The organism is Micromonospora parva (assembly GCF_040649675.1).
Classification (GTDB): domain Bacteria; phylum Actinomycetota; class Actinomycetes; order Mycobacteriales; family Micromonosporaceae; genus Micromonospora; species Micromonospora parva.
The window spans coordinates 68617-95558 of the sequence record NZ_JBEZFX010000009.1 but is presented as its reverse complement, the minus strand read 5'-3'; the positions used below and the strand labels follow the sequence as shown (position 1 = coordinate 95558).

The 26942-nt window shown below is 72.2% G+C and carries 27 protein-coding genes, 1 tRNA gene and 1 pseudogene; 18 read left to right on the top strand and 11 right to left on the bottom strand.

Annotated features, from left to right (window positions below):
* Positions 1-135 precede the first annotated feature (135 nt).
* Both AB0C03_RS22860 and AB0C03_RS22855 read left to right on the top strand, forming a co-directional pair.
* The gene (locus tag AB0C03_RS22860) at positions 136-1161 is read left to right on the top strand and encodes an aspartate-semialdehyde dehydrogenase (RefSeq protein ID WP_030333356.1); all 1026 of its coding nucleotides are present in this window, start codon (positions 136-138) and stop codon (positions 1159-1161) included.
* Positions 1162-1382: 221 nt separating this feature from the next.
* On the top strand, positions 1383-1823 hold the full coding sequence (locus tag AB0C03_RS22855; protein ID WP_030333358.1) for a PPOX class F420-dependent oxidoreductase: 441 nt from the start codon (positions 1383-1385) through the stop codon (positions 1821-1823).
* 10 nt (positions 1824-1833) lie between these two features.
* On the opposite strand, the gene AB0C03_RS22850 is transcribed toward AB0C03_RS22855, so the two are convergent.
* Positions 1834-2415 (bottom strand): nucleotidyltransferase family protein, encoded by a 582-nt coding sequence (locus AB0C03_RS22850; RefSeq protein ID WP_357638757.1) that lies wholly within the window; start codon positions 2413-2415, stop codon positions 1834-1836.
* Positions 2416-2586: 171 nt separating this feature from the next.
* On the opposite strand from AB0C03_RS22850, the gene AB0C03_RS22845 reads away from it, so the two are divergent.
* The 6 genes from AB0C03_RS22845 to AB0C03_RS22820 all read left to right on the top strand — a co-directional run bounded on the left by AB0C03_RS22845 (position 2587) and on the right by AB0C03_RS22820 (position 8258).
* Complete coding sequence (locus AB0C03_RS22845; protein ID WP_030333361.1) at positions 2587-3003, top strand: CBS domain-containing protein; 417 nt, start codon at positions 2587-2589, stop codon at positions 3001-3003.
* Positions 3004-3302: 299 nt separating this feature from the next.
* A complete protein-coding gene (locus tag AB0C03_RS22840; protein WP_210858850.1) occupies positions 3303-3674 on the top strand; it encodes an SCP2 sterol-binding domain-containing protein in 372 nt (123 codons plus the stop codon).
* A complete protein-coding gene (locus tag AB0C03_RS22835; RefSeq protein WP_357638755.1) occupies positions 3674-5734 on the top strand; it encodes an amylo-alpha-1,6-glucosidase in 2061 nt (686 codons plus the stop codon). The genes AB0C03_RS22840 and AB0C03_RS22835 overlap by 1 nt, the downstream gene beginning before the upstream one ends.
* A gap of 97 nt (positions 5735-5831) precedes the next feature.
* Entirely contained in the window at positions 5832-6584 is a 753-nt protein-coding gene (locus AB0C03_RS22830; RefSeq protein ID WP_357638753.1) for a lysophospholipid acyltransferase family protein, read from the top strand.
* An 80-nt stretch (positions 6585-6664) separates the two neighbouring features.
* Entirely contained in the window at positions 6665-7273 is a 609-nt protein-coding gene (locus AB0C03_RS22825; RefSeq protein ID WP_357638751.1) for an isochorismatase family protein, read from the top strand.
* A gap of 4 nt (positions 7274-7277) precedes the next feature.
* Positions 7278-8258, top strand: a complete 981-nt coding sequence (locus AB0C03_RS22820) for a GlxA family transcriptional regulator (RefSeq protein ID WP_081883878.1) — start codon at positions 7278-7280, stop codon at positions 8256-8258.
* On the opposite strand, the gene AB0C03_RS22815 is transcribed toward AB0C03_RS22820, so the two are convergent.
* The 4 genes from AB0C03_RS22815 to AB0C03_RS22800 form a co-directional block, all read right to left on the bottom strand.
* Complete coding sequence (locus AB0C03_RS22815) at positions 8140-8862, bottom strand: hypothetical protein (protein WP_357638749.1); 723 nt, start codon at positions 8860-8862, stop codon at positions 8140-8142. The two genes, AB0C03_RS22820 and AB0C03_RS22815, sit on opposite strands and share 119 nt — an antisense overlap.
* Positions 8863-8934: 72 nt before the next feature.
* Positions 8935-9648, bottom strand: a complete 714-nt coding sequence (locus AB0C03_RS22810; RefSeq protein WP_285794438.1) for a response regulator transcription factor — start codon at positions 9646-9648, stop codon at positions 8935-8937.
* Complete coding sequence (locus AB0C03_RS22805) at positions 9621-10775, bottom strand: hypothetical protein (protein ID WP_030333378.1); 1155 nt, start codon at positions 10773-10775, stop codon at positions 9621-9623. Before AB0C03_RS22805 ends, AB0C03_RS22810 begins: the two co-directional genes overlap by 28 nt.
* A 43-nt stretch (positions 10776-10818) precedes the next feature.
* Complete coding sequence (locus AB0C03_RS22800) at positions 10819-11997, bottom strand: sensor histidine kinase (RefSeq protein WP_357638923.1); 1179 nt, start codon at positions 11995-11997, stop codon at positions 10819-10821.
* 226 nt (positions 11998-12223) lie between these two features.
* Between AB0C03_RS22800 and AB0C03_RS22795 the strand changes: the two genes are divergently transcribed.
* On the top strand, positions 12224-13222 hold the full coding sequence (locus AB0C03_RS22795) for a hypothetical protein (protein WP_357638747.1): 999 nt from the start codon (positions 12224-12226) through the stop codon (positions 13220-13222).
* 13 nt (positions 13223-13235) lie between these two features.
* On the opposite strand, the gene AB0C03_RS22790 is transcribed toward AB0C03_RS22795, so the two are convergent.
* Positions 13236-14276 (bottom strand): hypothetical protein, encoded by a 1041-nt coding sequence (locus tag AB0C03_RS22790; protein WP_357638745.1) that lies wholly within the window; start codon positions 14274-14276, stop codon positions 13236-13238.
* Positions 14276-14773: a SigE family RNA polymerase sigma factor gene (locus tag AB0C03_RS22785; RefSeq protein ID WP_210866005.1), complete on the bottom strand. Its 498-nt coding sequence runs from the start codon at positions 14771-14773 to the stop codon at positions 14276-14278. Before AB0C03_RS22785 ends, AB0C03_RS22790 begins: the two co-directional genes overlap by 1 nt.
* 725 nt (positions 14774-15498) lie before the next feature.
* Here AB0C03_RS22785 and AB0C03_RS22780 point away from each other — a divergent pair.
* Complete coding sequence (locus tag AB0C03_RS22780) at positions 15499-15801, top strand: MerR family transcriptional regulator (protein WP_030333387.1); 303 nt, start codon at positions 15499-15501, stop codon at positions 15799-15801.
* A 137-nt stretch (positions 15802-15938) separates the two neighbouring features.
* Here AB0C03_RS22780 and AB0C03_RS22775 read toward each other — a convergent pair.
* Positions 15939-16011: transfer RNA gene (locus AB0C03_RS22775), tRNA-Arg, on the bottom strand.
* Between the two features lie 160 nt (positions 16012-16171).
* Between AB0C03_RS22775 and AB0C03_RS22770 the strand changes: the two genes are divergently transcribed.
* Positions 16172-16867, top strand: coding sequence for a hypothetical protein (locus AB0C03_RS22770; RefSeq protein ID WP_357638742.1), 696 nt, complete (start codon positions 16172-16174; stop codon positions 16865-16867).
* 76 nt (positions 16868-16943) lie between these two features.
* On the opposite strand, the gene AB0C03_RS22765 is transcribed toward AB0C03_RS22770, so the two are convergent.
* Together AB0C03_RS22765 and AB0C03_RS22760 are read right to left on the bottom strand one after the other, a co-directional pair.
* Positions 16944-17969: an alpha/beta hydrolase gene (locus AB0C03_RS22765; protein ID WP_030333413.1), complete on the bottom strand. Its 1026-nt coding sequence runs from the start codon at positions 17967-17969 to the stop codon at positions 16944-16946.
* Between the two features lie 166 nt (positions 17970-18135).
* A complete protein-coding gene (locus AB0C03_RS22760) occupies positions 18136-18546 on the bottom strand; it encodes an HPF/RaiA family ribosome-associated protein (RefSeq protein ID WP_030333415.1) in 411 nt (136 codons plus the stop codon).
* Positions 18547-18850: 304 nt separating this feature from the next.
* Between AB0C03_RS22760 and AB0C03_RS22755 the strand changes: the two genes are divergently transcribed.
* From AB0C03_RS22755 to AB0C03_RS22745, 3 genes and pseudogenes are all read left to right on the top strand, one after another.
* Complete coding sequence (locus AB0C03_RS22755; RefSeq protein WP_030333417.1) at positions 18851-19633, top strand: single-stranded DNA-binding protein; 783 nt, start codon at positions 18851-18853, stop codon at positions 19631-19633.
* A gap of 200 nt (positions 19634-19833) precedes the next feature.
* A pseudogene (locus tag AB0C03_RS22750) lies at positions 19834-20817 on the top strand (cobalamin biosynthesis protein); the annotation flags it as partial.
* Positions 20818-20954: 137 nt separating this feature from the next.
* Positions 20955-22496, top strand: a complete 1542-nt coding sequence (locus AB0C03_RS22745; protein WP_030333420.1) for a cobyric acid synthase — start codon at positions 20955-20957, stop codon at positions 22494-22496.
* A 161-nt stretch (positions 22497-22657) separates the two neighbouring features.
* On the opposite strand, the gene AB0C03_RS22740 is transcribed toward AB0C03_RS22745, so the two are convergent.
* A complete protein-coding gene (locus tag AB0C03_RS22740) occupies positions 22658-23059 on the bottom strand; it encodes a rhodanese-like domain-containing protein (RefSeq protein ID WP_030333422.1) in 402 nt (133 codons plus the stop codon).
* 284 nt (positions 23060-23343) lie between these two features.
* On the opposite strand from AB0C03_RS22740, the gene AB0C03_RS22735 reads away from it, so the two are divergent.
* From AB0C03_RS22735 to AB0C03_RS22720, 4 genes are all read left to right on the top strand, one after another.
* Positions 23344-23988: a uridine kinase family protein gene (locus tag AB0C03_RS22735; RefSeq protein ID WP_357638739.1), complete on the top strand. Its 645-nt coding sequence runs from the start codon at positions 23344-23346 to the stop codon at positions 23986-23988.
* 67 nt (positions 23989-24055) lie between these two features.
* Positions 24056-25201 (top strand): M48 family metallopeptidase, encoded by a 1146-nt coding sequence (locus AB0C03_RS22730; RefSeq protein ID WP_357638737.1) that lies wholly within the window; start codon positions 24056-24058, stop codon positions 25199-25201.
* 36 nt (positions 25202-25237) lie between these two features.
* The gene (locus AB0C03_RS22725; protein WP_030333427.1) at positions 25238-26581 is read left to right on the top strand and encodes a dipeptidase; all 1344 of its coding nucleotides are present in this window, start codon (positions 25238-25240) and stop codon (positions 26579-26581) included.
* An 83-nt stretch (positions 26582-26664) separates the two neighbouring features.
* Positions 26665-26871 (top strand): hypothetical protein, encoded by a 207-nt coding sequence (locus AB0C03_RS22720; RefSeq protein ID WP_030333429.1) that lies wholly within the window; start codon positions 26665-26667, stop codon positions 26869-26871.
* The last annotated feature ends 71 nt before the right edge of the window (positions 26872-26942 follow it).

Sequence of the window (26942 nt, the reverse complement as noted above, 5' to 3'; positions counted from 1 at the left end):
GTGTCGCGGCAACAACTTCATGGTCGACGGGGGTGAGGGTGCGGGTTGGGGGAGTGGGTGGGTGGGTGTGATGCGGGACCCGGGGGGTGGGAAAGGGGTCCCGGTTCCGGGGGTCGGGTCGGTAGCCTCGCGGGCATGAGGATCGGCATTGTGGGAGCCACCGGCCAGGTCGGTGGCGTGATGCGGCAGGTGCTGGCGGAGCGGGAGTTCCCGGCGGAGCAGGTGCGGTTGTTCGCCTCGGCGCGGTCAGCCGGGCGTACGCTGCCGTGGCGCGACGGCGAGGTGATCGTCGAGGACGCGGCCAGCGCCGACTACTCCGGGCTGGACATCGTGCTCTTCTCGGCCGGTAAGGGCACCGCCCGGGAGTTGGCCCCCCGGGTCGCCGAGGCCGGCGCCGTCGTGATCGACAACTCCTCGGCGTTCCGGATGGACCCGCAGGTGCCGCTGGTGGTCGCCGAGGTCAACCCGCACGCCGCCCTGGACCGGCCGAAGGGCATCATCGCCAACCCCAACTGCACCACGATGGCCGCGATGCCGGTGCTGCGCCCGCTGCACGCCGAAGCCGGCCTGGTCGGCCTGGTCGTGTCGACGTACCAGGCGGTCTCCGGTGCCGGGCTGGCCGGCGTCGCCGAGCTGGACGAGCAGGTCCGCAAGGTGGCCGAGCACGCCACCGGGCTGGCCTTCGACGGGTCGGCCGTGGAGTTCCCCGCGCCGCGTTCGTTCGCCCAGCCGATCGCCTTCAACGTGCTCCCGCTCGCCGGCTCGATCGTCGACGACGGCTCGTTCGAGACCGACGAGGAGCAGAAGCTCCGCAACGAGAGCCGCAAGATCCTGGAGATCCCCGACCTGAGGGTCTCCGGCACCTGCGTCCGGGTCCCCGTCTTCACCGGGCACTCGCTCCAGATCAACGCCCGGTTCGCCCGGCCGCTCACCCCGCAGCGCGCCCACGAGCTGCTGGCCGACGCGCCGGGGGTGGCGTTGACCGACGTCCCGACGCCGTTGCAGGCCGCCGGCCAGGACCCGACCTACGTGGGCCGGATCCGCGCCGACGAGACGGTGGAGCACGGGCTGGCCCTGTTCTGCTCCAACGACAACCTGCGCAAGGGCGCCGCGCTCAACGCGGTGCAGCTCGCCGAGCTGGTCGCCGCCGAGCGCCGCTGACCGGCACCGGTCGCCACACCACAGGCCCTCGACATCCAACAAGCACCGAGCCCTCGCCGCCCGTCGGCGAGGGCTCGCTGCCGTTCCGGGTGGTCGCACTGTCGGTGCGTGCGCTCGACCTCGGTCGCTCTGGACGAGGGCCAGCACCGGGTGGTCGCCCGCGAGGGCCGGCGGGTCGTGCTTGGATGGGTCGGAGACGATCGTCCAACCTGGAGGACACCATGCCCGACGACCGCACCCAGCAGGCGTTGACCGACCTGGTGGCCGGCCACTCGATGGGCGTGCTCGCCACCATCAAGCGGGACGGTCGCCCGCAGCTGTCCACGGTGCTCTACTCCTTCGACCGGGACGCCGGCCTGATCCGGGTCTCGGTCACCGACTCTCGGGCGAAGACCGCCAACCTGCGCCGCGACCCCCGGGCCAGCCTCCACGTCAGCAGTCAGGACGGCTGGGCGTACGCGGTGGTCGAGGGTCGCGCCGAGCTGACCCCGCCGTCCGCCGAGCTTGGCGACGACACGGTCGAGGAGTTGGTGGTGCTCTACCGGGCGCTGAGCGGCGAACACCCCGATTGGGACGAATACCGCCAGGCCATGGTCGACGAGGGGCGGATCGTGCTGCGGCTGCACGTGGAGCGGCTCTACGGGATGCCGCCGAGGGGCTGACCCCGACCGGTCAGCCCGGTTCGATCACGGTCACGCCGGGCCAACGCTGCGCCGGTCGGTGCCGGGCCAGCCGTCGCCGGGACAATGCCACACCCACCCGGGCCGGGTTGCGTCGCCACACCCCACGCAAGAGGTCCGCGAGGCCGTACGGCGCACAGACCTCCAGCCGGTCGGCCGAGTCCAGGCGGACGGCCACCGCTGTCGCGTACTCCGGCCAGGTGGCGACCGCCTCGGTCACATCGCGGTACGGGGTGATCGGTTCGCCGCCGAACTTCGCCGCGTACCAGGTGTGCACCGCCGCCTGGTTGCGCGCCTCCCACGGCGGTTGCGGCCACGCCGCCGTCAGCCGGGCGGTGGCCCGGTCGTCGTCCTCGCGGGTCAGCCGGGTCGGGTCGAAGAAGACCACGTCCACGTCCCGGACCGTCGCCGGGTCGAACCCGTGTCCGTACCGCTCGCCCCAGACCAGGTCGCGCAGGACGCCCGCGCCGATCCAGGCGTCCGGCAGCCCCGAGTCGCGCACCACTGTCAGCGCCCGGGTCAACCACCGGTTGCCGGCTACCAGCTCCCGCAGCTCCGACTCGTCCGCCGCCATCAGCCCACCGTAGGCGGCCACCCCGGGGTGCGCTGCCCCCCCGGGCGGGTCGGCGGGTGGCGGGTCCGAGGTGCGGCGTGTGCGGCAGCGCCGGTAGCCACCGGCGGCCGGGCGTTACCCGGTGCCGGACGGCGGGTAGACGGGCCGTGCCGACACCGAGAGGGGAGCACCATGACAACGGTCGGAGAGTTCATGACGACCCGGTTGGTGACGATGGACGGCAACGACACGCTCATCGCGGCCGCGCAGGAGATGCGTGACAGCGCGATCGGAGACGTGGTGGTGACCGACGGCGACAGTGTGGTCGGCATCGTCACGGACCGGGACATCACGGTCCGAGGTGTCGCGGAGAACATGGATCCGGGCTCGACCCGGTTGAATCAGATCACCACTCGCGACGTGATCACGGTGAGTCAGTACGACGATGCCGTGGCCGCCGCTGACCTGATGCGGACGTACGCCGTACGCCGGTTGCCGGTGATTGACGACGGACGCCTGGTTGGCCTGGTCTCGATGGGTGACCTCGCGGTCGAGCGTGAACCGCAGTCGGTCCTGGCCGACATCAGCGCCGACGACCCGAACAACTGACCGTCCGCCGCGCCAGACGCGCGCCGGCCCTCCCCAAGGGGAGAGCCGGCGCGCGTCCTGTCCCCACCCCCACCCCCACCCCTCCCCGCGTGATCAAGAAGTTTGCGTCACGACACGCCCACGGTGGTGACGCAAACTTCTTGATCACCGAAGCAAGGGGGTGGGGGTCACCTGAATTGGGTGAGGTTGGGCGTGGGGGAGGGCGGGGACCCGTGCGGGGACGTGCAACGCCGGCCGTCCGCGCGACGCGAGCGCGGTGGGTGGGATCCCCGGCCCGGCAACTGGGAGGAGTGGACCCGATGGTGGACGCGACCACGAGGTTCTTCGAGGACCTGGACCGGCGGGGGTACGAACCCCTGCTGGCCAAGACCTCCGGGACGCTGCGGATCGACCTGCACGAGGGGGCGCAGACCCGGCACTGGCTGCTGCGGATCGATCACGGCCGGCTGAACGTCAGCCAGGAGGACCAGGAGGCCGACACGGTGATCGGCGCTAGCCCGATCCTCTTCGACGACATCGCCTCGGGGCGCGAGCACGGCCTGGCCGCGCTGCTGCGCGGCGACATGACGGCGTCGGGCGACCTTCGGCTGGTCGTACAGGTGGAGCGGATCTTCCCGGGGTCACCGGACGCCCGTGGGCCACGTCGACGTTTCGCCGGGGAGGTGCACTGATGGGGCAGAGCAACACGATCCGGATCCTGGACGGCAACACGTTCGTCGTCTGCGAGGACACCGGTGACATCGAGGCGACGCCGAGCGAGCCCACCGGGCTCTTCTCCATCGACACCCGGTTCCTGTCGACCTGGGTGCTGACCGTCAACGGTGAGCGACTCAACTCGCTCTCCTTCGACGACCTGCAGTATTTCGAGTCGCGCTTCTTCCTGGTCCCCGGGATGGCCACGCACTACGTGGACGCGAAGTTGTCGATCATCCGGGAGCGGGCGGTGGGCGGCAGCTTCCGGGAGCAACTGACCATTCTCAACCACGACGAGAAGCCGGTCGACCTGGAAGTCCGGATGGACGCGGCGTCGGACTTCGCCGACCTGTTCCAGGTCAAGGACGAGATCCTGAACAAGAAGGGCGAGATCTACACCGAGGTGGAGCCGGATCGGCTGCGGCTGGGCTACCGGCGGGGGAACTTCCGGCGGGAGACGGTGATCTCGTCGTCGATGTCGGCCCGGTACGACAGCAAGGGTTTCGCGTACACCGTGCACCTGGAGCCGAACGAGCAGTGGGAAGCCTCGATCGACGTCGAGACCAACGCGGTCGGGCCCACCGGCCGGGACCTTCGTCTGGGGCTGCGCAAGCATGGCACCGAGCGGCTCGCCCTCCAGCACGACCTGGAGCAGTGGATCGCCGACGCGCCCAAGGTCAACAGTGAGCACGGCCGGGTGGCCAGCACGTACCGGCGCAGCCTGATCGACCTGGCCGCGCTGCGTTTCCCGCCGTTGTCACTGGGCGGCGCCACCCTGCCGGCCGCCGGTCTGCCCTGGTTCATGACCATGTTCGGCCGGGACAGCATCCTCACCTGCCTGCAGACGCTGCCGTTCACCCCGCAGCTGTCGAAGACGACGCTACGCATCCTGGCGTCCCTGCAGGGCAGCCGGTTCGACGACTTCCGGGACGAGGACCCGGGGCGCATCCTGCACGAGATGCGCTACGGCGAAACCGCCGCCTTCGAGGAGCAGCCCCACTCTCCGTACTACGGCTCGGTGGACGCGACGCCGCTGTTCATCGTGCTGCTCGACGAGTACGAGCGGTGGAGCGGGGACGTCGAGCTGGTCAAGGAGCTGGAGCAGGAGTCCCGGGCGGCGCTGAGGTGGATCGACAACTACGCCGACCTCGTCGGCAACGGCTACATCTGGTACGAGCGCCGCAACACCGACACCGGCCTGGAGAACCAGTGCTGGAAGGACTCCTGGGACTCGATCTCCTACTCCGACGGCACGCTGCCGCCGTTCCCACGGGCAACCTGCGAGGTGCAGGGGTACGCGTACGACGCGAAGGTCCGGGCGGCCCGGTTGGCTCGCGAATTCTGGGGTGACCCGGAGTTCGCCGACCAGCTGGAGCGGGAGGCGGCGCAGCTCAAGGAGCGGTTCAACCGGGACTGGTGGGTCGACGACGGCGAGTACTTCGCCCTGGCCCTGGACCCGGACGGCCGCCAGTGCGACATCCTCAGCTCCAACATCGGCCACCTGCTGTGGAGTGGGATCGTCGAGCCCGAGCGGGCGGAGAAGCTCGCCGCACACCTGGTCGGGCCGCGGCTGTTCTCCGGCTGGGGGGTGCGGACGCTCGCCGAGGGGGAGGCGCGGTACAACCCCATCGGCTACCACAACGGCACGATCTGGCCGTTCGACAACTCGTTCATCGCCTGGGGTCTGCGCCGCTACGGCTTCGCCGAGGAGGCCGCGACCATCGCCAACGGCATCCTGGACGCGGCAACGTACTTCGACGGCCGGTTGCCGGAGGCATTCGGCGGCTACCCGCGGGAGCTGACCAAGTTCCCGGTGGAGTACCCGACGGCGTGCAGCCCGCAGGCGTGGTCGACGGGCGCACCGCTGTTGTTGCTGCGCACCATGCTCGGTCTGGAGCCGCACGAGGGTCACCTGGCGGTCGCGCCCCGGCTGCCGGTCGGAATGGGCCGCATCGAGGTGTTGGACATCCCGGGTCGGTGGGGTCGGGTGGACGCGTTCGCCCGGGGTCGACTGGACCTGAACGCCCTCACCGACTGACCGGCTCGACAGCCGAACCGGCGGTGGCGCGCACCACCCGTGCCGCCGCCGGTTCGCCACCCAGCCGATCTCCAGCCGGTCAGGGTAGATTCTGCGAATGCCGGAGCTCGTGTACCCGCCCGTTATCGCCGCCGCCAAGACGCTGTTCCGGGTCCTCGACCTGAAGATCACCATCGAGGGCGCCCACCACGTACCCCGCACTGGTGGGGCGGTGCTGGCCAGCAACCACGTGAGCTACCTCGACTTCATCTTCGCCGGTCTGGGCGCTAACGCGTCGGGTCGGCTGGTTCGGTTCATGGCCAAGGAGTCGGTCTTCAACCACCGGATCTCCGGCCCGCTCATGCGCGGCATGCGGCACATCCCGGTGGACCGGCAGGCCGGCGCGGCCTCGTTCCGCGCCGCCGTGAGCGCGCTCAAGCAGGGCGAGGTCGTCGGTGTCTTCCCCGAGGCGACGATCAGCCGGTCGTTCACCGTCAAGGAACTCAAGAGCGGCACGGTCCGGATGGCCCGCTCGGCGAAGGTGCCGGTGCTGCCCGTCGCGTTGTGGGGCACCCAGCGCCTCTGGACCAAGGGCCGCCCGCGCACCCTGACCCGCCGGCACACGCCGATCACCATCCTGATCGGCGAGCCCATCAACCCGGCGGACTTCCCCGACCCGAACGTGCTGGCCGCCGAGCTGACCACCCGGCTCAGCGCCCTCGTCGACCGGGCGCAGCGGGACTACCCGGACACTCCGGCCGGCCCGGATGACACCTGGTGGCAGCCCGCGCACCTGGGCGGCAGCGCGCCCACGCCGGAGGCGGCCGCCGCGCTGGACGCCGCCGCCGAAGAGCGCACCCCCAGCGTCTGACGCCAGGTTGGCCGGATCGTTCCGCACCCGGGCAGGATGGTGTCTGCCGGTGTGAACGCCGTCGGACCAGTATCGAGGTCATGAACAGAGCAGCACTCGTCGTGATCGACGTACAGGAGTCCTTCCGTCAGCGCCCGATCTGGGCGTACGGCTCCAACCCCGACATGATCCGCCAGGTCGACCGGCTGGTGGCTGCCGCCCGGCAGCGCGGCGACCTGGTGGTCTGGGTCCTGCACTCGGAACCCGGCACGGGCGGGTTGTTCGACCCCGCCCTCGGGTACGTGCGGCTGATCGACGGGCTGGTCCCCGCCGAGGGTGAGCAGACACTGGTCAAGACGGCGCACAACGCGTTCACCACCACGAACCTCCAGCAGCTGCTCACCCAGGCGGGCATCACCGACATCACCGTCTGCGGCATCCGCACCGAGCAGTGCGTGGAGACCACCACCCGGGTCGGCGCCGACCTCGGCTACCGGATGACCTTCGTCACCGACGCCACGCTGACCTTCCCCATCCCGCACCGGGCCCTGCCGGACACCGCCACCGTCGCGGAGATCCTCGCCGACCCGCGCACCCTGACCAACGAGGAGATCGTGACCCGCACCGAGTACGCGCTCGCCGGCCGCTTCGCGACCATCCGAACCGTTGACGAACTGGTCGGCGCGACAGTCGTCGGCAGCGGGGGCTGACCTGGTGACCCGGGTCGTCTTCCTGCTGGTCCCACAGCTGCACCTGCTGGACCTCGCCGGGCCGGCCCAGGTCTTCTCCAGCGCCGCCGACCTGGGGTACGACTACCAGCTGCACTACGTCGCCGAACGCGAACAGGTGCCGACTGTGCAGGGCGTACCGCTGGTCGCCGACACCCGGTGGCCCGAACTGGCCCCGGACGACCTGGTGATAGTGCCGGGCTGGCGGCCGGCGGCGCACGGGCCGCAGGGGCCGGTGTCTCCCGGCGACCTGCGGCGGCTCGCCGCGCACCACGCGGCCGGCGGCACGGTGGCCAGCGTCTGCGCCGGGGCGTACGCGCTCGGCCGGGCCGGGCTGCTCGACGGCCGCCGCTGCACCACCCACCACGAGGTGCAGGACGACCTGGCGCGCCGGCACCCGGCGGCCCAGGTCGTCCGCGACGTGCTGTACGTGGTGGACGACCGGGTGGTCACCTCGGCGGGCATCGCCAGTGGCATCGACGTGGCGCTGCACCTGGTGGCGACCCGGCACGGCCCGGCGACCGCCGCGAAGATCGCCCGTACGCTGGTCGTCTACGCCCGCCGCAACGGGCACGAGCCACAGGCCAGCGCCCTGATGCGGCACCGTTCCCACCTGTCCGACTCGGTGCACCGGGTGCAGGATCTGATCGACAGTCGGTACGCCGAGCCCCTGCCGCTGGCCGAGCTTGCCGCCGCCGGCGGCGTTGCCGAACGAACACTGACCCGGCTGTTCCGGGCGAGCACCGGCCTCACCCCGCTGGGCTATCAGCAGCTGCTCCGGGTGGAACGGGCCGAGCACCTGATCGGGCACGGCAGCACCGTGGAAGCCGCCGCGCGGGCCGTCGGCTTCACCGATGCCCGGATGCTGCGCCGCCTGCGAGCCCGCCCCACGAGGTCGGCTCCGGTCTTGACCGGTAGTAGTCGTCCCGGGAGTGGAACTCCACCGGCAACGAGCCGGGCAGCGTGATCCGGGTGTCGCCGGCGAGCAGACCGGGGCCGGCCCGCAGGAGCAGCACGTCGCGTTCCTGGGCCGAGAGGTCGACCAGCTGCGGACGGTTGAGCCGGAACAGGGCCACCGCCCGGCGGACCTGCCGGGCCAGCGCCACGACCTCGGCGGCGGCTCCGCTGAGCGCCAACGCCGGTTGCTGGATGGTGCGCAGCGCGTCGCAGACGATCAGCAGTTGCAGCGGTGCGTCAGGGGTGGTCGCCGACAACTCCAACCGGGACGGCCACTGCCAACGGATCTGCCCGCTCATCAGGCCGTTGAGCCGAGCGGGCGGCCGGGCGCGGTGCGTGCCGTCGGCGACGAGCGACAGCTGCGAGCCGCTGCCCACCCAGCAGATCCGCTGGTCGGTGACGGTCACCTCGACCGGCTCGGGAAGCTCCCAGCGGCGTCGTATCTCGCTCGGCCCGAGCAGGTAGCCCGCGACCAGCAGCCGATGTCGCCCGAGCAATCGTTCACCGGGCCTCGGTCGCAGGTGGTAGCGGCGGTCCAGGGTCGGGCCCACGTCGTCGTCCGGGGCGTCGAACCGGTGGGGACCGATGAAGAACGGGGACGCATCGGAGTGCATCGTCACGACCTTCCGGTCAGCTGGCTGTGAAGAGAAGCCTCGCGGACAACAGCGCCCCTGTCATGACGCCTGTTAGGGGGTCGGCCGGTCGTGCGTCGCCTGTGACCGGTAGATGCCGATCTCCTCCGGGCGGACGAGACCGTCCTCGATCGCACGGGCGAGTAGTGCCGCCTTTGTGGCGGCTGGCCGCCCCGCCCGGGTGTACTTGATCCGCGCACGGTCGACGTACTGCTTCACTGTGTGCTCGCTGATCTGCATCCGCCGAGCCACCGACGCCTTCGACATCGACTGGAACCAGAGCAGCAGCGCCTCACGCTCCTTGTCGGACAGCATCGGCCGGTCCGGTCGCGGGTCGCCGACCATCGCACCGGCCAGCGCCGGCGGCACGTACGGGCGGTCGCTCGCGGCGGCCAGCACCGTCTCCACGCAGTGTTCCCGGCCCTCGTGCTTGGCCAGGAACGCCACCGCCCCGGCGTCCAGCGCGGCCAGCATCGTCTGCGGGTCGGTGTGCTCCGAATAGACCACCACCCGCCGCCCGGCGGCGCTCAGCTCGGCCAACTTGTCCAACGCCATCCGCCCGTGCAACCGCAGGTCGAGCAGGACGACGGCGGCGTCCGGGGCGGCCCGCAGCACCTCGTCCGGGTCGTCGCCGGTGGCGAGCACCGTGAGGCGCGGCTCGGTGGCGAGCCAGGCGCGGACTCCCTCGACCACCACCGGGTGGTCGTCGACGATCGCCACCCCGACCGGCTGATCGCCGCTCACCGCCGCCATCGGGTCTGCGCCCATCTGATGTTCCCGTCCCGTTCGTAGAGGTACTGCACCGGCCCGTCGTCACGCTCCCCGGGCGGTGGGCCGGTCGCCTCCGGGCCTTCCCGGTCCGGCGTGACCAGGCTGACCACCACCTCGTCCGGGCCGGAGACCACTGTCAGCCGCGCCCATCCCCGGGCGTCGGCGAGGGTGCCGGTGAGCGGGTCGGCCAGCCGGCGGCGGATCTCCACCGGCAGCGGCGGCGGGGTGCCGATGGTGACCAGGTCGATCGGCAGGCCGCTGCGTTCCGCCAGGTCGGCGGCGGCGCGCAACTCGTGCAGCAACGGGTCGGGCACATCGTCGGACTCGGCGATCAGCCGGCGTAGCCGTGCGGCGGCCAACATGCACCGGCGCTGCACCTCCGGGTCGCCCGGGTCGGCCTGCCCGGCGGCGAGGTCACCGAGGACCCGCCCGGCCGCCGAGCTGACCAGGGTGAGCCGGTCGCGGCGTTCCTGGCGGCCACGCTCGGCGGCATCCCGCTCGGCGGCCATCGCGTGACCGGCGGCCGAGACGCCGGCCCGCTCCCGAGCCAGGCCGACGATGACGGCGCTGCCCACGAAGACCGCCACCGGCAGCGAGAACGTGCCGTAGACGTACATCACGTAGCGGGCCACGTCGGCCGGGTCGGCGCCGTGCCCCAGCACGGCCACCAGGGCGATCAGGGCGTGCGTGCTCAGCAGCGCGATCAGCCCCACCACGCGCTGGCCCCACACCGCCAGCACGAAGAACCAGCCGAGCGTGCCCCACACCCAGTTGGCGGCCGTGAACAACTGCCGATCCCCGGCCGCGGCGAAGACGGCCGCGTCGACGACCAGCAGCAACACGGCCAGCGGCCACGGCGGCAGCGGCGAGCCCAGCAGCAGCCGTACCCCGGCGACCGCGCCGGTCACGGCGACCAGTATCCAGGCGCCGAGCACCACTGCTGGCGCGGCGAACTCCGCGCGGGCGGCCAGCACCGCCGGCAGCGCGATCGCGACGTGCCAGGCCAGTGCGATGACGACGGCGGCGATCCGGGCGCCCCGGTCGGAGGCGTGCGCGACGGCGGCCGGCGCGGCGAGCGCCTCGGGGGAGACCGGCTCCCGGGGCGTCGGAACGCCGGCCCAGATCGGTGCCTCGGGAGCGTCGGTGAGGTGCGCAGGGGCGTTCAGGTCAGCCGACACCGGGCCACTCCAGTCGAATCCGGGTGCCCATCCCGACCGCCGAGTGCACCTCGGCACGCCCACCGACGGTGGCCATCCGGCCGCGGATGGACTCGCGCAGCCCGTACCGGTGCGGTGGGACAGTGGCCAGGTCGAAGCCGGGACCGTCGTCGGCGACCTCGACCACGACGCCGATCGCGTCGCGGACCAGACGCAGCGTGGCCTCGGCGCCGGGGGCGTGGCGGACCACGTTGGACAGCGCCGCGTAGGCGCTCTCGCTGATCGCGTCGGCCACCCCGACCGGGACGGCGCAGGACGTCAGGTCCAGCCGTACCGCGAGCTCGGGCAGCCGTTCGACCACCGACCGCAACCGTCCGTCGAGCGGGACCGGGCCGTCGCCGGCCACCGGGCCGACGTCGCTGAGCGAGACGAGGGTACGCAGGTCGGCCGCGCACCGGTCCCGGAAGACGGTCGAGGGACCGGCCACCGCGCCCAGCCCCACCATGGTCAACGTTCCCAGCACGGTGTCGTGCAGGTCGCGGTTCTGCTGGCGTTCGGCCTCGCGGGCGGCGCGGGCGACCAACGCCTCCCGGGTCAGCCGCTGGTGTGCGGCGAAGGCGCGGTCCGCCCGGCCGATGCGTCGCCGCATGACCCCCGCCATCATCGCCGTGCAGGCGGTCTGCGCCAGCAGCGTGGCCGCGTGCGCCCGTGCCTCGGTGGGGTTGCCGGCCGCCTGCGCGCCGGTCACGTAGGTGACGATCACGAGCAGCCCGGCGGGGATCGACCAGCGCGCCAGGGCGGTGGCCTGTGTGTTGATCACCGTGGTGCTGGCCAGCACGGCGATCCAACTGCCCTCGCCGGGCAACACCTCGGGTGCCACCAGCACAGGCATGAGGAGGCAGGCCGACGCGGTGACCGCGACGTCACCGGCGACGAGAGCGGGACCGATGCCGTGGCGCAACGCGCGGTGGGCGTACCAGAGGGACCAGCCGGTCAGCACGCCGACAGCGGGCAGCAGCACCGCCTGCTCGACCGGCGGGGTCTGCACGGACACGGCCACCGCAGCGCCGAACAGCCCGCAGGTCAGCCGCAGCAACGCCGGCAACGTGGTGAAGATGAGGCCCAGGGCCCCGCCGGCCGGATTGTCCAACGTGGGCGGCGGCACGGCTGGAGTGGCAACGGCCGGCATCGGGAAGTGCCCTTCCGACAACGACCCGGTCCGGGTCCACACGAAGCAGATAGACATTGGACAATAGCATGTCGGCTGACATCTGATGACCCCTAGTGTACGGAGTGTCGCTAATGTGTCACTCTGTGCCCGCGCGGCTGGGGGTGGTCGCACGGGTGCCGCGACCGGTCGGAACCGAGCACACCTGCCGTCCGTCTCATCCTCGGGTGAAAGGATGGTGAGCCGGATGCGCTCGTCCCGGACGGTACTGGCGGTGGCACTGCTCGGCATGGCACTGAGCGGCTGCGGTGGCACGGAGAACGGGCCGGGCGAGGCTGCCGAGCCCGCCCCGGCCCAGATCGTCGACAAGTGGACCTCCTGCGCCAAGGATGCCCCCCGAGCCGGCGAGACAATCACGTTGCCGGGCACGCAGACGTCGCCACCAGCCTCCAAACAACCGACGACCGGTCGGATCGACCCCACGTTCACTCCGGTAGCGGCCGTGATCTGCGGGCGGGAGACCCGGCCGGGCCGCCGGGGCGGCCAGCAGCAGATGGCCACCGAGCGGCGCGCCGAGGAGATCGCACCACTGCTCGCCGCGCTGCGCCTGCCCAGCGAGCCGACCGGCGGGAAGGTCGCCTGCACCCTCGACATGGTCGTCCCGCCGTGGCTGGCCCTGCTGGACGACCGGGGGCGTTGGCTGCGCCCCCAGATCCCGACCGACGCCTGCGGCAAGCCGCGCCGCGAGGTCATCGCGGCCCTGGCCGGGCCGCAGTGGAGCACTGTGGACACCCGTACCATCGGGCAGGTCGAATCCGCGGCGGCCGAGGCCGCCGGATGCGCCCAGCAGTGGACGGACATGGTGTGGGTGGAAACCAGGAGCCGTCGCCCCGGGCCGGCCGGGCCGGTCGCCCGACCGGCCGCCGGGCCGCTGCGCCTCTGCGTCTACCAGGTGCCCGAGTCGCTCCAGGAGGGCGAAAAGCCGGCCGGCGATTTCGTGTACGGCGGGCCACTGCCAACCGAGCGCCAGGCGGGTGTGCTCCGGGCGCTGAACAACCGCCGGGCGGTGGTCGACTGCGCCACCCCGGCGACCCGCTTCGCGGTGCTGCGACCGCTCGACGGGGAACGCCCCGACTGGTACGTGGAACTCGACGGCTGCCGACGGTTCCTCGTCACGCCACCGATCGGTGCAGCCCAGCTCGGCCAGGGCGACGACACGCTGGTCAACCTGCTCGGACCGGTCTGATCCGGCCGCCCGGTCACCAGGTATCCGGGCGGTCGGGGTCGGCGGCCGGCCGGTACCCGCCGAGGATCGTCAAGCCCTCCGCCTCGGTGTAGCCGTCCCCCCACCCCTTGCGGAACGCCTCCACGACGAACGGCTCGACGGTCATCTCCAACACGTCACTGCCCTGCCGGCGGGCCCGGTAGGGGCCGGCGGTGAGATCCCCGGCCCGGGCCCCGCCGGCCGGGGCGGGTTGCGCCCGAACGGTCAGCCAGCGACCGGATGCGTCACCGACCACGAGAGCGCCCTCGACGAACGTCCCCCGCGCCGAGCGGCCGAACGTGACCGAGCATTCGAGCAGCCGTCCGCCGGGTGGCACCGACTCCAGGCGGAACGGCACCACACAACGGTGCGCGCCATCGAACCGGACCCGGCCCGCCGTGCCCGTCGCCTCGTCCCGGGTGGGCGCGTACGTGTCCAGTTGGGCCCAGAGCCCGTCGACGGGTTGCCAGCGAACGAACCACAACTGCCGGTCACCGGACGGGTCGAACCAGGCGACACCCGGGCGGTCACCGACTCGTACATCGGAGCGTGGCTGCGGTCGTCCCGCCGACGACAACGTCTGCTGAAGCTCGTCCAGCAACACTTCGGTGCGGGCCAACACGAACCGGGCCTGCCCACTGCGGCCCCGGAACTCGACGCTCTCGATGCCGCGCCCGGCACGCCACGTCGCGTACTCCGCACCGCTCACCAGGGCGCCGGGCGAGAAGTGCACGGTCGCGGGATCGGCACCCACCTCCTCCGGCCGTACGGTCGCAGCGCCTCGTGCCTCCGGCAACATCAGTGCCGAGGCCGGCACGATCGGGTCGTCGGTGGTCCGGCCGCCCGGGAGCACCAGAACCACCGAGGTGAGAGCAGCGCACGCCGCCGCCACGCCGCCGGCGATCAGTGCCCGTCGCCGCAGCCTCAACCGCCGGCCGCGAATCCGGGCGTGCTGCACGAATGGTGTCGGGTCGACATCGCCACCGGCACGATGCTTCAGCGTGCTGGCGAGCTGCTCATCGAGGTCGCTGAACATCAGAACTCTCCTGCCCGTGCGGGGGATGCCGCAGCCTGTCGTTGACGCAGCGCCGTCAGCGCCCGCTTCGCGTGGGTGCGTACCGTCCCGGTCGAACAGTCGAGGATCTCCGCGATCGACGCGTCATCAAGATCCTCGTAGTAGCGCAGGACGATCACCGTGCGCTGACGCGCCGGCAGCGCACAGACCAACCGCCACAGCGCGTCGCGCTCAGCGACCCCGGCCGCCTCGTCCACGTCACCGGCCTGATCGAGTACGGCGGCGACGGTGATCTCCCGGCTGCTGCGCCGACGCCACCAGGATCTGTGGGCGTTGACCAGCATCCGGCGGACGTAGGCGTCAGGACGATCCGTCCGGCCGATCCGCCCCCACCTCGCGTACGCCTGGGCCAGGACCTCCTGCACCAGGTCCTCGGCCCGGTACTCGTCACCGGTCAGCAACCGGGCGAGCCGCACCAGGGCCGACGTGCGGGTGAACGCGTACTCCTCGAACGTCACGCCCTATTAACGCCGTGGACCGGTCAACCCGTAGACACCTGCCGGGCACCGAACCTGAGGTGCGGCGGCGGTCGGCTCAGGGCGGGGATCCTCCCGTCGGTACCGCTTGCCCACCGCGCTTCCCGTATACGTCGTCCTATCTCCGCCCTCAGAGAAAATCTATGCTCGAAACGCTAGACATCCTTGCCGGTCCCGACTAACGTCCCTGAGGTCGAAGACGGAGTAAACAAAGACGCTGACGTTGCCGCCCCCCACGAGGGCGAAGGAGTCGGGACAGGGAACGTGCAAGTCCTGCTCAGCTCGGCGGCAGACATTTGCCGTAGTTCGGTAGTACGTGTGTGACAGCGGGTGAGGCCGACGCTTGTTCAGGGCTTCACCCGAGGCAAGGAGAGTTCGTCGTATGTGTCGGGGCCATGAAGTCGCGTGGGGCTCGGGCACTGACGAGACAGCACGGAGTAAGGCAGAGGAATCAGAGGCAAGGGAGGGCATTACACCGTTGGATCGCCCGCTACCAGTTGCATCTGTGGGCTGGGCGCGGACACCGCAGTTTCCCTCGAACGAGAGGTGGTCTCCGGTCACGCTTATGCGATCCTCGCACCCGAAGCCGTCCCTGACGGCCGGTGCGGACAAGACAAGCCGACGTTCTGTCGGTAGATGGTGTTCCTGACCCACAACCCTTGGGCCCCGGTGCTTCCGAGCACCGGGGCCCTCGTGATGGAGGTTTCATGGCTCAACCCGACGACATGCTCGACGATGAGGACTACCCCGCCTACACGATGGGCCGTGCCGCCGAGATCATCGGCTGCTCGCAGGACTTCCTACGCCGACTGGGCGACGCGAAACTGATCGACCCGCAGCGCTCCGGTGGCGGGCATCGCCGCTACTCTCGCTACCAAATACGCCTCGCCGCGCGCGCCCGCGAGATGTGCGACCAGGGCACCGACATCGCCTCGGCCTGTCGGATCATTATTCTTGAGGACCAACTCGAAGAGGCCCTTCGACGCAACGAGCGCCACCAGCAGGGCTGAGCACACCCGTCCGTGCTGGCCTGCCGCAAGGTGAAGCCGAACGCCATACGGTCCCTCCCCTCAGGGCAGGGACCGTCTGTCGTCTGTAGAAGGGCTTCGTTGGGGAGCGGAAGCCCCTTGACCTGCGGTGAGGTAGGTGCGCCCGGCAGGATTCGAACCTGCGGCCTTGGGATTAGAAGTCCCCTGCTCTATCCGCTGAGCTACGGGCGCGTGTGGCGTGGATGTCGCGCCCAGAGGGTACCGCCGTCCCACTGCCCGACGGCGGAAAGGGTGCCCGCGTCCACGTTGCCGAGCAGAGTCTCACGTCCGGCTCGGAGCGGGCATCCGGGTTACCGCGGACCGGCCCGGCCCCGGACCGTACCTTTGGCTGGTGTTGCTGGATTCCGACGCCGAAAGCGACGTCGCCTACGAGCTGTGCCAGGTCGTCGGTCGCGCCATCCTGCCGTACCGGTCATCGGGCGGTTTCGGTACCGCGTTCTTCTTTCGCAGCGGCGACGACCCGGTGGGGGAGTCGTTGTTGACGGCGGCCGACCTGGTGGGCGCTTCCGGGGGTGAGTTGGGCCTGCGGTCGAGCGTCACCGAACCGGCGGGGGTGGCCCCGGAGGTCGTGTCCGAGGCGGAGATCGTGCCTGGTTGGGCCCGCTTCGGGGGCGACGGGGTGGCGGTGTTGCCGACGGCCGGCCTGCACCGGTACGCCGGTGACGGCGGCTGGCGGTGGCGCGTCCAGCCGGTGCCGGCGGGGATCGCCGCCGGGCCCGAGGTGGTCGCCCGCCTCGGCGCCGACGCCGGTTCCGCTTTCGTGCTGGCCCATGGGGTACGCGAAGACGGGTCGCGCCCGCTGGAGGTCGCGATCGAGCGGGTGGTCCGCGACGGGGACGCCGTGCTGATCACCACGGAGCTGCCGCCGGGGTACGTCGGGGCGCCGGTCTTCATCGTCCAGGCCGGCGACACCGGCGACGTCGCACCGTACTGCCTGGGTCTGGTCCTGCCCGGCGTCGGCGCGCACCCGGTGGCGACCTTCGACCGGATCCGTGCCGTCCTCCCGGCGACGCCCGGCGACGTCTGAGCCGGGGCGCCGTCCGGCGATGTCGGACTGCCCCCGCTGTCCGGTGACGTCTGAGCGGCGACGCCATCCCGGCCTGTCAACTGCCGGGCGTTGTCGCCGTCGCCGCGTCGGCTGTCGGTGAACTGGTCGGGTCAGCGTCGGCCGGGGCGGTGGGGCCGGCGGCGAGGAACGCCTCGGCCCAGCGGCCCACCTCGTCGAAGACCTTCTTCCGTACGGCGGGGCCGGAGAGCGTGAGGTCGTGCAGCCCGCCGTCGAAGCGGGCCAGTGTGACGTGGCGACCGAGGCGGGGCGCGTAACGGACCATGTGGTCGACGTCCAGTACGGCGTCGGCCATTGTCGCGTTGGCGTGCCACTTGGTGCCCCGGAAGGACCGGGTCGAACAGGCCAGCAGCACCGGCACCTGAATGTCCAGCCCGGCACGGAGTCGACGCTGCCCGGTGCGGATCGCGTTCAGCCAGCCGGCCCGGACCGGGAACCCGGCCAGCGGCTTCCACGCCAGGTCGTAGGTCCACTCGCCGCGGTGGTCGGAGTGGATGCTCTCGCCGTACACCGTGCCCAGCCCGAACGGCAGGATGCGGTGCGGCGCTCTGCGGCCCAGCCGGGACGCGGCGGCCGCGAGGGGTCGACGGATCGCCCAGGGGGCGTTGAGGTCGAAGAAGGGGCTGTTGAGCACCAGGCCGTCGACGATGCCGGTGTCGCGGCGGGAGTCCGCCCACAGCGAGATGATCAGGCCGCCGGTGGAGTGGCCCATCGCCAGCAGGGTCTCGTGCCCGTCGTCCTTGCGGATGATCTCAGCGGCGGCATCCAGCTCGGGGAAGTAGTCGCTGATGTCGTGGCAGAAGTTCGGGGTCTGGCCCGGGAGCAGACTGCGACCGTATTTGCGCAGGTCGAGGGCGTAGAAGTCCCACCCTCGCTCGGCGAAGAAGTCGGCCAGGTGGGTCTGGAAGAAGTAGTCGACGAAGCCGTGCACGTAGAGCACGGCCCGCCCGGTGGGGCGTTCGGCCCGCCTCCGGACCAGCGTCGCGACAACGGGGCCTTCGTCGTCGGCGCCCAGGTCGATCGTCTGCCGCTCGTACGGCGGCCCCAACACGTCCGGTTCCACGAACGCGACGCTACGCCGCCGACCTACCCAGCGGTAGCCCACGCCCGCTCGGTCCGCCCGCCCGGCGGGTTCGTCCCCGCGATCTTGCACTTTCTGTCCCGACATATGGGGGACATAGCCGCTATTCGGGCGATGAAAGTGCAAGATCGCGGGGGTGAGGCGTGGGTCAGGCCGTTTCCGCGTCGGCGCGGGGGGCCTCGTCGTCGGACTCGGCCTGCGGCTGGGGGAGGTCGCGCAGGTGCTTGTTGTGCCGGGGCTCCTGGCGGGTCTTGGCGTCGTTGAGACGGCGGCGCAGGTCGTCGCGGACGTCGTTGAGGGCTGCGTGCAGGTCCTCCTCCGCGGAGGTGGTGACGATCTTCTGCCGGCCGGCGATCCAGCACTCGAGCGTGACCTTCTGCCCGCGTGCCTCCCGGTCCTTCACCGACACCTCCAGCTCGGTGGCGTCGGCGTGGAAGCTGGCGAGCCGGGCGTCGAGGGTGGCGAACTGCTCGGCGATCCAGTTCCGGTCGCCCTGCGAGAACCCGGCGCCCACCCGCAGGCACTCAGCCACGGTGGCCGGGTTCGCCACGGCGCTCATCGCCGCGCCTCGGAAGCGTTCGCGGAACCGATGGTAGTGATCGTCATGGCGCTGACCTCTCGTCGACGTGCAACTGTCGGTGGTGCGTTGATCAAGTCCTTACCCAGTTCGAGCGGCCCGGGAAACCGTTGACGGCGGGTCGGGCGGGTCGGGCGTACCACACCCGGGCGTGATCAGGGCGTTGTCCACAGGTGGGTTCGTCATCCACAGGCCGGCGGTGGGCGGTGGCGGTGGGCGGCCTCGGTGTCGAGGCTCGGTGGCGAGTCGACTCGCGTTGGCAGGCCCCGATCCCCCTGGAGGGACGATGTTCGACACTTACGTGACAATCGTCGGCAACGTGCTGACCACGCCCGAGTGGCGGCGTACGACCCAGAGCAACACCCTGGTGGCCAACTTCAAGGTCGCCTCCACCGCCCGCCGGCTCGACCGGGACAGTGGCCGGTGGGTGGACGGCAATTCGCTCCGCGTCCGCGTCAACTGTTGGCGCAAGCTCGCCGAGGGGGTGGCGGCCTCTGTCATGGTCGGCGATCCGGTGGTGGTCTGTGGGCGGCTCTACACCCGCGACTGGACCGACGACGCCGGCAACCACCGCACGCTCTACGAGTTGGAGGCGGTCGCCGTCGGCCACGATCTGTCCCGCGGCCGGGCCCGGTTCCTGCGCAACCGGCCGAGCGTGACGACCAGCACCGTGGAGGACGCGGAGGCCGAGAGCCGGGTGCACGGCGAGCCCACCGAGTCGGTGCCGGCCGGGCAGGCCCCCGCACTGCCCGACGACCGGCCGCTGGACGACGACTTCGAGCTGCCTGACTACGCCGAGCTGCGCACCAGCCCGTTCGGAGGCAGTCCGTTCGGCACCAGCCCGTTCGGCAGCGACCCGGAGGACGATTCCCCGAGCGGCGGGCAGGTCGAGCAGGTCGATGCCGCACTGGGCATCGACGAGCTGACAGCTCCGCCCGAGGCGAACGACGACAACGCCGACGGTGACCTGGACCTCGAGTTGGGGGCGGTGCCCGACGAGGGGCAGCCCGAGCCGACGCAACTCGGTCGCGGGCGGCGCGGTCGGGGCCGGATCCCGCAGCCGGCCTGACCGATCCGGGCGGCACGAACGGGGGCGGGGTGGCGGCGCCTGCAGCGTCGTCACCCCGCGTGACGGGCGTCGGCGGGGCGGCCCGACTGTTCGCTCCAGGGGTTCTCGTCGCGGCTGCGGCACCGTGTGTTGGGCTGGTTCCCGGGGTGCTCGTCTAGGCTGGCCGGCCGGAGGTGGTGCGGGTGCGACGGACAGCGCCGATGGCGAACGCGGTGGGGCTGCTGGCCGGTTACGCGCTGGACAGGCTGCTCGGCGACCCCCGCCGGTGGCACCCGGTGGCCGGCTTCGGGCAGGCCGCCGGGGCGCTGGAGCGCCGCCTCTACCGCCCGGACCGAACGGCGGGTACGGCCTTCACCGCGCTGGCCGTCGGAGGGCCGGTGCTGCTCGGAGCGGCCGCCGCGGCGGCTACCCGGCACCGGCCGGTGACCCGGGCGGTGCTCGTGGCGGCCGGCACGTGGAGCGTGCTGGGCGGCCGCACGTTACGGCACGAGGCGACTGTCATGGGCCGGACGCTGCGTGACGGCGACCTGCCCGCTGCCCGGCGACGCCTCGGCAACCTCTGCGGGCGGGACCCGTCGACGCTTGGCGAGTCGGAGCTGGCCCGTGCCACAGTCGAGTCGGTCGCCGAGAACACCTCCGACGCGGTCGTCGCTCCGCTGCTCTGGGGTGCGGTCGCCGGCCTGCCCGGGCTGCTGGGCTACCGCGCGGCGAACACCCTCGACGCGATGGTCGGGCACCGGTCGGCGCGCTACGCGCGGTTCGGCACCCCGGCCGCTCGGCTGGACGACGCGCTCAACCTCGTACCGTCCCGGCTGACCGGGCTGCTCACCGTCGCCGTCGCGCCGGTCGCGCACGGGGACCGGCAGCGCGCCTGGCAGGTGTGGCTGCGCGACCGCAACGACCACCCGAGCCCCAACGCCGGCCAGTGCGAGGCGGCGATGGCCGGTGCGCTCGGGGTCCGCCTCGGCGGCCGCAACGTCTACTTCGGGCGCTCCGAGGTGCGGCCGTTCCTCGGCGACGGTCCCCGCCCGGAGGCGCGGCACCTCAAGCGGGCCGCCCGGATCTCCGGCGCGGTGGGGCTGGCCGCGGTGGGGCTGGCCGCCGCGTACCCGGTGACCCTCGGCCGGCTGATCGGCGCCGTGGGCCGGCGCGGGTTGGCCGCCGTGGCCGGCGGGCGCGTGCGGGCCGGCGGGACCGGGCTGGCAGCCGGGGTCGGCACGCGCGGACTGGTCGGGCGGCGCGGGTTGGCCGTCGGGGCCGGCGGGCGCGGGCGGGCCGGCGGAGTGGACGCGGGTGTCGGGGTGCGGCGGGGGAACGGGCGGTGAGTGGCGGGCTGCTGGTGGCCGGCACGACGTCCGACGCGGGCAAGAGCGTGCTCACCGCCGGCATCTGTCGCTGGCTGCACCGCCAGGGCGTGAAGGTGGCGCCGTACAAGGCGCAGAACATGTCGAACAACTCGGCCGTGGTCGTCGGGCCGGACGGGCGCGGCGGCGAGATCGGGCGCGCCCAGGCCATGCAGGCCGCCGCGTGCGGGCTCGCACCCGACCTGCGGTTCAACCCGGTGCTGCTCAAGCCGGGCAGTGACCTGGCCAGTCAGGTGGTGCTGCTGGGCGAGGCGGTCGACACGATCACCGCCGGCACCTTCCGGCAGTTGCGCCCCCGGCTCGCCGAGACCGCGTACGCCGCGCTCGCCGAGCTGCGCGAGACGTACGACGTGGTGATCTGCGAGGGCGCCGGCAGCCCCGCCGAGATCAACCTGCGGGCCGGTGACTACGTCAACATGGGGCTGGCCCGGCACGCCAACCTGCCCACCATCGTCGTCGGCGACATCGACCGGGGCGGTGTGTTCGCCTCGATGTTCGGCACCGTGGCCCTGCTCGACCCGGCCGACCAGGCGCTGATCGCCGGCTTCGTGATCAACAAGTTCCGGGGTGACCGCGGACTGCTCCAGCCGGGTCTGGACATGCTGCGTCAGGTCACCGGCCGTCCCACGTACGGGGTGCTGCCCTGGGCGCTGGACCTGTGGCTCGACGCGGAGGACTCTCTCGCCTACGGCCGGGTGCTCGGGCGCCCCGCCGCCCCGCACGGCACCGAATGGCTGGACGTGGCCGTCGTTCGCCTGCCCCGGGTCAGCAATGCCACCGACGTGGAGGCGCTCGCCACCGAGCCGGGTGTCCGGGTACGCCTCACCATCGAACCGGCCGAGCTGGCCGCCGCCGACCTGGTCGTCCTGCCCGGCTCCAAGTCCACCGTCGCCGACCTCGCCTGGCTGCGCGAGACCGGCCTCGCCGACGCGGTCGCCACCCATGTGGCGGCCGGCAAACCTCTGCTCGGCCTCTGCGGCGGCTTCCAGATGCTCGGCCGCGCCATCCACGACCCGGTGGAGAGTCGGCAGGGCAGCGTGCCGGGGCTCGGTCTGCTGCCCATCGAGATCACCTTCGATCCGCGCAAGACCGTGCGGCAGTCGGTGGGCACCGGCCACGGTGGCCTTCCGGTGCACGGCTACGAGATCCACCACGGGTACGTGTCCCAGGCCGACCCCGGCCTGCCGCCGCTGCTGACCGGCGACGACGGTGTCGGAGAGGGGGCCGTGCTCGGCGCGGTACACGGCACGCACTGGCACGGGGCGTTCGAGTCCGACGGCTTCCGCCGGTGGTTCCTCACCGAGGCGGCTCGCCTGGCCGGCCGCAGCGGGTTCCGGGTCGCACCGGCCACCAGCTTCGCCGCCGCCCGGGAACGCTCGCTTGATCTGCTCGGCGACCTGGTCGAGGAACACCTGGACACCGATGCCCTCTGGCGTCTCATCGAAGCCGGCCCACCCGCCGGCCTCCCCTTCATCCCACCCGGCGCGCCACCCTCCTGACTGGGACACCGTCCCCTGGGGACAGTGCAGGTGGGGACCGCCCATGATCGTGCTCGATCGTTGTTCCAGGGGCCTCTCCGCGCGAGGAGGGGCCTGTTTCGTGGATCGAGCGCGATCGTGAGCCGGGCTGCCCGCCGGTGGTGGGCGCCCGGTGGTGGGAGTCAGGGGCGGACGTCGGCGGGGCGGTCGGTGGTGGGCAGGCCCGCGGCGAGCCAGGCGTCCACACCGCCGATCATGTCGGTGGCCCGGCGCAGCCCGAGGGTCTGCAGACTGGCGGCGGCCAGGCTGGAGCTGTAGCCCTGCCGGCACACCAGCACGATCTCCCGGTCGTACCCGGTGGCCTCCGGGATCCGCCAGGCGCTGGCCGGATCGAGGCGCCACTCCAGTACGGTCCGGTCGATGACGACCGCGCCCGGCAGGTCGCCCTGTTCGCGGCGTTGCAGGTCGGTACGGGTGTCGACCAGCAGCGCGCCGCCGCGGACCGCCTCGACGGTCTGCTGCGGAGTCAGTCGGTGCAGCCCGGCGCGGGCCTGTTCGAGCAGGGCGTCTATGCCGGGGCTCATCACGTCTCGGAGCACCACCCGATCATCCCGATTCGGTGGCACCCCGGGCGGCGAACGGGCCGCCCGTCACCCGTCGTCGCCCCAATTCCCCCGGACGTGACGGTGGCCGGCCAGGGCGACCAGCCGGACGGGGCACGGTGGCCCACCCTGGCCCCTCAGCCAGCATGATCGACACGGCCGCGCGGTGCCCCTTCGGCAGGGACACCGCGACCGCACCGAACCGGAGTCGGTCGCCCTGCCCGCCGGCGGCGACGGCATACTTCGGTCATGCACCACGCGAGGTTGTGCTGAACCCGGAGACTGCCGGCCTGACCGTGGCGGTTGTCGAGGCGTACGCCGAACTGGCTCGTCGGGTGCTCGCGGGCCCGGCGCGGTTGGGGCGGACCCGGCTGGTCGCCGTCGACGGGCCGAGCGGCGCGGGCAAGAGCCGGTTCGCCGCGCAGCTCGCGGATGCCCTGGCGGGGCCGCTCGGCGGCCGACCGCCGGTGGTGCACACCGACGACCTGCTCGACGGGTGGGACGACCAGGTCACCTTCTGGCCCCGGCTCGACGAGTGGGTGCTCGCCCCGCTGCGCGCCGGGACGCCGGGTGCCTACCGGCGGTACAGCTGGGTCCGGCACCGTTTCCTGCCCCGGCCGGTGCCGGTGCCGGCGGCTCCGGTGCTGCTGGTCGAGGGGGTCAGCGCCGCCCGCGCGGTCGTCCGGCCGGAGCTGACGCTGGCCGTGTTCGTCACCGCACCCGCGTCGCTGCGGCTGGCACGCGCGGTCGCCCGGGACGGGCCGGAGATCCTGCCCGAGCTGCGCCGCTGGCACGACGGGGAGCGGGCGCACTTCGCCGTCGACGAGACCGCGACCCACGCCGACCTGGTGGTCGACGGTGCGCCCAGCCTGCCGCACGACGCGGACCGGTACTACGTGCGGCTGCGCTGAGCGGGGCATGGACGTCGGCCACCGACTACGGCACGATGCGGGGAGCTACGGCGAACGGGGAGCCACCATGACGGCAGCGGACGCGCCAGCGCGGCGTCGGATCACCCTCACCGGCATCAGCTCACGGGCCTGGGAGCATCCCGCCGACCGGGGTGCCCTGGTCGCGCTGCGGGAGCTGCGCGGTTTCGACGACGTGGTGCGGTCGTTCTTCGGCATGTGGAACGAGCGGGGTTTCCGGCTGTCCGTGCTGGCCTCCGGCATCCGGGTCGACCACCGGCAGTACCCGGCGGTGTGGCAGCGCTACACCGAGGCCGCGGCGGCGCTCGACGTGGCCGAGCTGCCCGAGCTGTACGTGACCCAGTCGCCCTGGTTGGGCGCCGAGGCGGTCGGGCTGGAGCGGCCGTTCATCGTGGTGAACTCGGCCTGCGTGCAACAACTCGACGAGGACGAGCTGCGCTGTCTGCTCGGCCACGAGTTGGGGCATGTGGGCAGCGGGCACGCGGTCTACAAGACGATGCTCATGATCCTCACCCGCTGGGCTGCCAACCTGAGCTGGTTGCCGGTCGGCGCGATCGCGCTGCGGGCCATCATCGCGGCGATGCTGGAGTGGTGGCGCAAGGCGGAGCTGTCCGCCGACCGGGCGGGTCTGCTCGCCGGGCAGGACCCGGCCGCCGCGTTGCGGCTGTTGATGAAGCTGGCCGGTGGCGGTGACCTGTCCCAGGTCGACACCACCGCCTTCCTGGAGCAGGCCGCCGAGTACGCCGGCGGCGGCGACCTGCGCGACAGCCTGCACAAGATCCGGATGATCGCGTGGAGCACCCACCCGGTGCCGGTGGCGCGGGCGGCGCAACTGCGCCAGTGGATCGACTCCGGGGCGTACGGGCGGGTGCTGGCCGGGGACTACCCACGCCGCGAGGACGACAGCTCGACCAGCGTCACGGAGGAGATCAAGGCGGCTGCCGAGTCGTACCGGGAGGAGTTCAGCAGGTCCAGCGACCCGCTGGTCGGGTTGCTGCGCCGGCTCGGCGACGGTGCGAGCGACGTCGGCGAGTGGGTGGGCGGCACCGCCGGTCGGGCCCGTTCCTGGATGGACGCGGCCACCGAGGCGGCGGGCCGCGCCCACCGCGCCGGGCGGGCCGCTCCCGGCGCGCGGGCCGGCGCCGGCCCCACGGACAGCGGTGACGGTACGGGCTCCGCCGGCACGCCCAGGTAAGGCCGGCATACGATGCCGGTCATGACCTCACCGATCATGTCCGAGTCCGAGGTGCGAGCCGCCGTCGAGCGGGAGATGCCCGGCGTCCGGGCCGACCTGGAGCGCCTCGTCCGCATCCCCGGCATCGCCTTCGAGGGCTTCGACCACTCGCACGTGGAACGCTCCGCCGAGGCGGTGGCCGAGCTGCTGCGCGGTTGCGGCCTGGACGTCGAGATCGTGCGATCCGGCGGCCAGCCGGCGGTGATCGGCCGTCGGGCCGCGCCGCCCGGAGCGCCCACCGTGCTGCTCTACGCCCACCACGACGTCCAGCCGGTCGGCGACCTGTCGCTGTGGGAGTCCGACCCGTTCGAGCCGGTGGAGCGGGACGGCCGGCTCTACGCCCGGGGCGCGGCCGACGACAAGGCCGGCATCATGGCGCACGTCGCGGCGCTGCGCGCGTACGGTGACGCGCTGCCGGTCGGCGTGGTCCTGTTCATCGAGGGCGAGGAGGAGTACGGCTCCGACTCGCTGGAGCAGTTGCTGGTCGAGCACCGCGACAAGCTCGCCTCCGACGTCATCGTGATCGCCGACTCCGGTAACTGGGACATCGGCGTACCGGCGTTGACCACCTCGTTGCGGGGCATCGTCAACTGCTTCGTCGAGGTGCGCACCCTCGACCAGGCGGTGCACAGCGGCATGTTCGGCGGCGCCGTGCCGGACGCGCTCACCGCGCTGGTCCGGTTGTTGGCGACGCTGCACGACGACGCCGGTGACGTGGCGGTGGAAGGGCTGGTCGGCCGGGAGGGCGCCACCGTCGACTACCCGGAGGACCGGATCCGGGCCGAGGCGGGGCTGGCCGACGGCGTGGGGTTCATCGGCACCGGCCGGATCACCGACCGGCTCTGGACCAAGCCGGCGCTGGCCATCCTCGGTGTCGACGCGCCGTCCACGGGCGAGGCGCCGAACGCCCTGGTCCCGTCCGCGAAGGCGAAGCTCAGCATCCGGCTCGCCCCGGGCGACGACAGCAAGCGGGCGTACGCGGCGGTGCGCGCGCACCTCGAGCGGCACGCCCCGTGGGGTGCGCAGGTGACCGTCACCTTCGAGCACGACGGTGACCCGTGCGTGATCGACGCGTCCGGGCCGATGTTCGACGCCGCCCGGTCGGCTTTCCGGGCCGCCTGGGACGGCACCGACCCGGTGGACATCGGCGTTGGCGGCTCGATTCCGTTCATCGCCACCTTCCAGGAGATGTTCCCGAAGGCGGCGATCCTGGTGACCGGTGTGGAGGACCCGCACGCCCGTGCGCACGGCCCGAACGAGAGCCTGCACCTGGGGGAGTTCGCCCGGGTGTGCCTCGCCGAGGCGCTCCTGCTGGGCAAGGTGGCGGCAGCGGGCGGGTAGGCCTCCGGCACGGCGCGGGAACTTTGGGTCTGATCTGGGGGTTTACGGCGTGTCGGCCCGCTGTCTGTTATAGCCTTTCGTACATGAGTACGAACGAGGTGATGGCCCGGTTGGGGGCCGCTGTCAGCGCGCTGGGAGATGTCGACGTCTCCGCGTGGTCCGAGGACACGCTCAACGAACAGCTCGGTGAGCTTTCCGCCGCACTGGTCGCCCTCGACTCGGTGCTCTCCCGCGTGGCCGGCGAGGTCCGGGCCCGGGGGCTACGCATCGAGGAGCCCGTCTCGGCCTAGGGCTGCCCGCCCGTCGTCCGCGTGAGCGGGCGGCACCTCCGACACCGCCCGGGCACGGCAATGCCCGGGCG